This is a genomic window from bacterium, assembly GCA_018812485.1.
GTDB lineage: Bacteria > JAHJDO01 > JAHJDO01 > JAHJDO01 > JAHJDO01 > JAHJDO01.
Genome location: JAHJDO010000095.1, coordinates 1 through 6,385, shown reverse-complemented (window position 1 = coordinate 6,385; position 6,385 = coordinate 1). Strand labels below are relative to the sequence as shown.

The window sequence follows — 6,385 nt, the reverse complement described above, 5'->3', positions numbered from 1 at the left end:
TATGAAAATCTTGATTTATCAGCAGGCAAAGGCAATGGAATAATGAAAAAGCTGATAAGAAAGCAGTTATGCAAAATAGAGCAGATAAATTTAGGCGGAAGAGGCGGATTAACAAAATTTCTGGTTATGACAGAAACAGGGCAGGAGATTTTAGGAGTTAAAGGCAAAAAACAAATCGGAAGAGGAGCAGGATTTGAACATGGCTTCTGGCAGGATAAAATCCGCGGGCATTTTAAAGAGCAGGGATATAAAGCTGAAATCGAGAAAAACCTTAACAGCAAATTCTTGGATGTCGGAATAGAAACAGAAAAAGGCATAATAGCCATAGAAATAGCAATCTCATCTGAACACGAAAAAGAAAACATAAGAAAAGACATAGAAGCTGGCTGTGAAAAAGTGATAATAGCCTGCAAAGATAATGCAGTTCTGGAAAAGGTTGAAAACATAATCAAAGAACTAAGCAATGAAAATAAAACTAAGGTTAAAACCTGTCTTTTGACTGAAATCTTAAAACTATCTGTAGAGGAATTAATCTGATATGTATGAAACCCCAGCAGAAATAGCAGTATCGATTATTCAAGTTACACTTATTATTGCTCCTGTCATACTATTTTGTTATTTAGTCTACTCTGGGAAGTGGGGAGCTTTTTTCAGATTAATGGGGAAGATACTGACACCTGTTGGGATAGCAATTGCCGGCATAAGCATGTTTATATTTCATATCCTGAGATGGATAGGGAAATGCTTTGTATTCCTGATCGCATTAATAATAGCAGCAGTCAGAAAAGAATCCCCGCCCTCTTTCAATAATCCATCTGAACCCAAAAAGAGCTCTGATTATTATCATAATGATAACAACGATGAGAGTGATGACAGCAATGAGGATGATGACAGCGATGATATCCATAGCATTGAAAGCATTCTTAAGCGACATCTAAGGAAAAACAAGGGAAACAGAGATAATAGTGATAAAGATGACAGGAAAAACCGCAAGATTGACGAATATCATGTGTGATTGTTTTTGCTTATTATGGTAAAATTTTTGTTAGCATAATCCGGAGGCAAAAAATGAAACATGACCCTAATAAGTGGATGGCTCTTTTGTTTAGATTACAACAAAAGGGGAAAATAGAAATTCGGGCGATAGAAAATGGTAGGTTTCATGGACGAATCGCAGAAGTTATTGGAGTTAGAAAAGATAAAGAACGAGAAAATACTGAGGAAACCAAAACAGATAAAATAATCCTAAAACTCCTTAAACTTCTAGCTACAGTATCTTTTACTGGAGTAATTCTTAAATTAATACAAGGCGTTAAAGGAAAGCAAGTAATAGGCATTAACAAAGCTGAACACGGAAGTGGATTGTATTTATATGGTTATTGTCTTCAAGCTAATGAATTAGCACCAGCAAAAGATGAAGAGATACAGGAAGCCGATCTAAATCTTATAAAAGATAAAATCCCTTCAACAAATAAGTGGCTTTTATACACTAAGACCTGTATACAAAATATCTTTGATGATCTAGTTTATATGGATAATAATAATATAACACCAAGTCTAGGTAGGAATGTAGGTGATAATTTTATACAAGCAGGCATTTGGGTTATTACGGACGATGTCGCTTTTGGATCTTTAGATAATTGTTTATTTGGTAGATTAGAGTTTTTTACGTGGCAACACTTAGAAATAATATTAATATTATATAAACATATAGCTTTATCTGGTATTAATATTAGAAATAAAAGAATAAGAGAAGAAATTAAACATCGTATTCTATATAACCTTACAGGGGGAGTTTTACCAAGAATAATTGTTGATGAATGGCAAAAAAGATATGGTTTCCAAATCGTCAATATCATTAAAGAAAACCAAACAATTTATCTTGACTTAAAATTTAACGATGAGAAAAATATTCAAAATCCTTCTTAGCCCTATCTCGTTTATTGCAGTTCCTATATTGATTTTCTTTATGTTTTTCTTTGGAAGACATATAGAAACTATTGCTCTTTTAACTTTTATAATAGCTTGTTCAATAATATATTTTCTTATTAAACAAAAGCCTTTATTATTTAAGCGTGTGGGATTTTTAATTATTGTTTATATATTAGTTATAATCAACTACGCTCTAATTTATTCATTTCTCCCGCCGGGTTATTTCTCGCTACAAGGTACAAGTAAATCTCAATCACTAGGTTTTTTTGAAAGTTTCTATTTTAGTGCAACAACAATTAGTACAGCCGGATTTGGTGATATCTGCCCTATAGAAATAAAAGCAAAGTTATTCGCAATTTCAGAGATACTTCTGGGAATTATGATTTTTATCATAGGTTTTGGGTATATATTAAGTGGAACATATGAGGCAATTAAGAAACCCAAGAAAATATCTAACAAAACTCCAAAAACTTTTTAAATTATGTAGAAATTATTTCTTTTATTCTCATACAAAATGCTATCTTCCCGCTTATCATTAGGTACATCGCTCAAATATTTCTTCTTTGTCACTATATATTCCTGTTTAAATAAATTACTATCATTTTCAAATTTTCGAAATTTAATTTCTTCTTCAGTACATCCCATATTAAATAGCCGTTTTTGATATTTATAAAGCTTTCGGTTTGTAGTTACTAAGCGATAGTAATAATAAATTCAGATGAATGGGAAATCCCCGCTTGACAAATCCCCCTATCTAACCTTTAATTCTACTAATAGTAGCTAAATGGACTATTAACTGGTTAAAATTTTTATATATGAGACATATTATTTATATAAAACGAACTATTAGTTTTATTTGGGGATATCTCATTAGGAGGGAAAATAGACAAATTCTAGAAAAGATAGAAGAAAAACCATCCTTTTTATCGCGACTTCTTGGTAAATTTTATAACATGATAAAAATGGAAGAGGAAACTTGGAGAGTAAGAACATTCCAAAGACAAGAAGAGTTATCAAATATACATATTTTACAAGGGATTTGGAAATATTCCCGTAGTTTGGTTGTTATCCTAATAACTTTATTTATCACATGTTTATTATTAGATAAAATTATATATCTTGTGTTTAACATAGACAATAGAATCATACAATGGTTTCTAAAATATTTTTCTTTACCAGACATTAGGTCAATAAAGACATTTCTAGGAGTCCTAGCCGGAGGAATATCGGCTATTTTAGGTATAATATTTGCTCTATATAGTCAAGGTTTTCGACTCTCTACAGATAGGTATTCTGAAACTGTTACTAAATTCATAGAAAAAGAACCTGTTGTAGAATTGTTTTTTCAATTGCTTATTTTTACTGATCTTTTTATTATTGCAACTCTTTTAAGAATCCAATTCACAAACAAAATCCCATATGTAACACTAGCTGTAATAATCTGCCTTATATTTTCATCTTTGATGGGCATATTAATTTTTAAAAATCATTATTTAGGATCAATAAAACCTGAAAGTCTTTTCTCTCGATTAATTCGAGAAACAAAGGCATGTATTTATAATGCATCAAATATGAAAAGTAGTTTTTACAAAAGTTGGAATCTTGTTAAAAAGCAACAAAAAGAAGCCAATGAATTACTAGGTGTCGTTGAAGCTTTATACGAAGACTTGGTCAGATACAATAATTGGCAGGATGCACAATTTGCACCAATCTCGGCAGGATTTATTCTCCAATATTATTCACAAAGAAAAAGATATATTGATCATAATTCACAATGGTTTCCGCAGAAGTATGAAAAAATAGGTTCCAATAATTTAATGATGTATGACCTGAAACTCAGCTATGAACTTCAGGGAAAAGGACCTTTACATATTACGAAACCAAACTATAACTGGGTTGAGGATAAGATTATTGGTTTTCTGGGCCAGATCAGTACTTCTCTAACAAAAAATTATCAGAAAAAGTGCGCAATAATGCTTATTACAGCTTATAAAAATATTCTTATTGGGGATGTGAGTAAAGACCATTTGGGAAGATTTACAAAACATCATCCAGGGGCATTTCAAGAACAAGAATTTGAAATCTTTGATAAATGTTTAAATGACTTTATTAGTTTATTTAATTATATTGATCCCCTTGACACTCCCGTGATGATTGAGTACCTCAACGCCTTCTTTTCCATAACTTCTACAATCAATGAAGGATTTGAATGGAGTAAACTAAATAAAGCATTAGAGCGTCTTTATAGAATATCCAAAACGGATCTAGTTAGTGAAGAAATGCCCACATTATTTAGAGAAACATTAATTGATTATTTTGAACGTCTGGAAGTCGAATTAACTGTTGAAGGTCAAATAATAACCCCCAAACAATGGTTAGAGCATGAAATACAAACAACATTAAAAAAACAAGAAGAAACAATAATAGAAGAATATATTAAAAAGAGTTCTAATAATGTAGAAAAAATTATGAAAATTTGCTTTGAAAAAGGGGAAAAAGAAATGCTTCTTCATTTTTGGGGTATACAGTGGACTTGGATACAACAACTAAAAAAGATTGGTTATCACAGTTTAAGTGAACAAATCTCACAAAAAGCAGCTATGAGTTCAGATTATCTTGAGAAGATTAATGATAAAAGTTTAATTGAAGAAACGGATATTAGACAACAGATTGAATATATTTTATTTCCTGCCATAGTTAATGGAGATAAAAATATTTTCTTCAATAGTGCAAAGTCTTTTCTTATTTCACATAAAATACTCATGCCTTCTGATATAAAAAATGAGAATCAGCTATTAAATCTTCAGGCTTGGGTAAGAACACCTTTAATTATTGGAGGCATGACTTATATTATCTCTGAACTTAAGCAAGATGAATACTACATTCGCGAATATGTAAAATTATTAGAAACCTATCTTATAAAACCGGAGAATTTAATAGTTATTCTAAAAACAGCATTATATCGTCCTTTACAACTGATTTTTCCAGAAACTACGCATTTTCGTCACTGGTTTATGCAAATTTATTCTCAAATTGAAGCCCTGCCCAAAATACTTTCTAATTCGCAAAGTCCTTTAGGAGGAGAATGGATAGCAGACCACCCCAGCAGTTTTATACAAAGACATAGTGATCGCATGAGATCTTTTTCTCTTGAAGAATATTCTGTAAAAGAATTTATAGGCTATTTGGAAAAAAGAAATCAGATACAAAAATTGCTCAGAATATTAAAGGGGAAAAATGTTTGAATTTATAAAAAACAGATTTCTACAGGGGAATAAAGCATCAGGAAAGAAGGGTTATTGGTTTGATGACCCTTTCCTTTCATATATTAAAGGTTATACGGAAATCAATAAAGCAACAAGAGATGTTATACAATTACATAACGAGATAGAAACTACACGTCTATCAATTGTACCCCTACACGAAGAAGATAAGTTCTTAGTTGTTCATCCCAACCCCAATATACAAAAAGTTTTACACAATCATTTTTTTAATAAATATCAATACCGAAGAAATATTTATGGACAAGCTCATGATTTTGGTCAGTTTTTACAATTTATAGCATATTCATTACTCACAGACGGATTGGTGTTTTATGCTATAGATTGGGACAAAGAGGAAATAGACAAACAAATATTCACCTTGCCAAAATTTCGTTATTTAAGTACGGCTACTATGAATATTAGGCAAATAGGCAAAAGTAGAAAATATATTCAAGAATACAGTTTGTTATTTTGGTTATCAAATAAACATAACGAAGGGAAACGATATCAGAGGAGTTTCGTTTTCAATTCTAATGAAGTCTTTTACCTCCGTTATCATTTCTCAAAAGAAAGTCCAACAAAACAATGTTTAAAATACATCCCGCAATTAGAGAGATTTTGGGGAGAAACTATGTTGCGTTATAAGGCAATTGCTAACCCAGAAGACATTTCTCTTGCTGCAGAAAAGGTACGCTATCAGAATTTAGACAAAGTACGACGCAATAATTCCTTGTTACGTGCAAAAGTTAGAGGAATTTTCAATTGTCCTGAACGTGATCTTAAATATACTTCATATTATGACGTGTATCAAGTGGTAAAACAAAAGAAGTTTTTAAATGATTTCCGTTGTTACATAATAGACGAATTCAATAATCAAATAATGAAAAATTTATCAGAACTTAATAACTTGTCAATAATACCTTTAATAAAAGAACAAGGCATAATGACAAATAAGGAACTTGACGAATGGCATCAGAAATATACTAGTGGTGAAATCACTCTAGACAATTTTATATCTAAAGTAATTTCATATAAATAATTCTTACAATATCCTTTCTCCCCACTCACTCTTGACACCCCGCCCATTCTATCCTATAATTAAGCAACACAATACAAATAAAAAGAGGTGATTAATGAAAGCCGGAATTTATGTCAGAGTTTCAACATCAATGCAGATTGACAGAGATTCT

Annotated in this window: 6 protein-coding genes; all 6 read left to right on the top strand. The window is 31.1% G+C overall.

What is annotated here, in order from left to right; translation table 11 throughout:
• On the top strand, positions 1-537 hold a 537-nt coding region (locus KKC91_07550), incomplete at its 5' end, for a hypothetical protein (GenBank protein ID MBU0478405.1).
• A gap of 1 nt (position 538) precedes the next feature.
• Positions 539-1,015 (top strand): hypothetical protein, encoded by a 477-nt coding sequence (locus KKC91_07545; protein MBU0478404.1) that lies wholly within the window; start codon positions 539-541, stop codon positions 1,013-1,015.
• Positions 1,016-1,068: 53 nt separating this feature from the next.
• Positions 1,069-1,929: a hypothetical protein gene (locus KKC91_07540; GenBank protein MBU0478403.1), complete on the top strand. Its 861-nt coding sequence runs from the start codon at positions 1,069-1,071 to the stop codon at positions 1,927-1,929.
• A 40-nt stretch (positions 1,930-1,969) separates the two neighbouring features.
• Entirely contained in the window at positions 1,970-2,410 is a 441-nt protein-coding gene (locus KKC91_07535; protein ID MBU0478402.1) for a hypothetical protein, read from the top strand.
• A 475-nt stretch (positions 2,411-2,885) separates the two neighbouring features.
• A complete protein-coding gene (locus KKC91_07530; GenBank protein ID MBU0478401.1) occupies positions 2,886-5,177 on the top strand; it encodes a hypothetical protein in 2,292 nt (763 codons plus the stop codon).
• Positions 5,170-6,234: a hypothetical protein gene (locus tag KKC91_07525; GenBank protein MBU0478400.1), complete on the top strand. Its 1,065-nt coding sequence runs from the start codon at positions 5,170-5,172 to the stop codon at positions 6,232-6,234. Before KKC91_07530 ends, KKC91_07525 begins: the two co-directional genes overlap by 8 nt.
• The last annotated feature ends 151 nt before the right edge of the window (positions 6,235-6,385 follow it).

Coding starts and splice junctions, on each gene's coding strand:
- KKC91_07540 (MBU0478403.1), top strand. CDS start 1,069: ATGAAACATGACCCTAATAAGTGGATGGCTCTTTTGTTTAGATTACAA.
- KKC91_07535 (MBU0478402.1), top strand. CDS start 1,970: ATGTTTTTCTTTGGAAGACATATAGAAACTATTGCTCTTTTAACTTTT.
- KKC91_07525 (MBU0478400.1), top strand. CDS start 5,170: ATGTTTGAATTTATAAAAAACAGATTTCTACAGGGGAATAAAGCATCA.
- KKC91_07545 (MBU0478404.1), top strand. CDS start 539: ATGTATGAAACCCCAGCAGAAATAGCAGTATCGATTATTCAAGTTACA.
- KKC91_07530 (MBU0478401.1), top strand. CDS start 2,886: ATGATAAAAATGGAAGAGGAAACTTGGAGAGTAAGAACATTCCAAAGA.